General features: G+C 60.9%; 1 protein-coding gene and 1 pseudogene. Both read right to left on the reverse strand.

Translation table 11 applies throughout. The features are described 5' to 3' along the window. Positions 1-233: pseudogene (locus tag Q669_RS01190) on the reverse strand (IS66 family transposase); the annotation flags it as partial. A 75-nt stretch (positions 234-308) separates the two neighbouring features. Then, on the reverse strand, positions 309-629 hold a 321-nt coding region (gene tnpB, locus Q669_RS01195; protein WP_022990924.1), incomplete at its 5' end, for an IS66 family insertion sequence element accessory protein TnpB.

Raw genomic sequence — 629 nt, forward strand, 5'->3', positions numbered from 1 at the left:
AGGTCGCTGTCGATCAGTTCGTCCAGCAGCTTGCCCTGAACCGCATCGAGTTGCTCACTGCGACGGGCGTACTTGTGACGCTTGAGGATGGCGACTTCGTGAGTCAGCTTCTCAATGACCGCATCACGGTACACCAGGGCGCGCTCCTTGCTCTCGACTCGATCGAACAGTTCCGTGGCAAGAGCACGGAGCTGTTCGGCAGAGAGTTGGTCGAGATCGGGGCGCTGAGTCATGCCCGCTAGTATGCCAAGCCCATGAGCCGCAAGCGATTCGCGGTTCTGATTATGGCGATACCGCAGGGCTTGTGGTTACAGGATAGAGATCACGCCTTCAGCGCCAATGCGCTGCCAGGGCAGGCCCTGAACGAGGGCGGACAGCTGTTCCTCAGTCAGGCGAAGTTGGTCACCGCGCCAGGATTCGCCCCAGTGGAACTTGCCCCGGTGCAACCGACGAGCGCAGAGCCAGATGCCAAAGCCGTCGTGGATCAGCACCTTCATCCGATTGCCTCGCTTGTTGGCGAACAGGTAGGCGCAATGGGGTTTAGCCGAACCGAATACCTGAATAACCCGCGCCAGGGCCTTGTCGGGCCCGGCCCGCATATCCAGCGGTTCGGTGGCCAGCCAGATCTC

It is taken from the genome of Marinobacter sp. C1S70 (assembly GCF_000475355.1).
GTDB classification, from domain to species: Bacteria; Pseudomonadota; Gammaproteobacteria; order Pseudomonadales; family Oleiphilaceae; genus Marinobacter; species Marinobacter nauticus.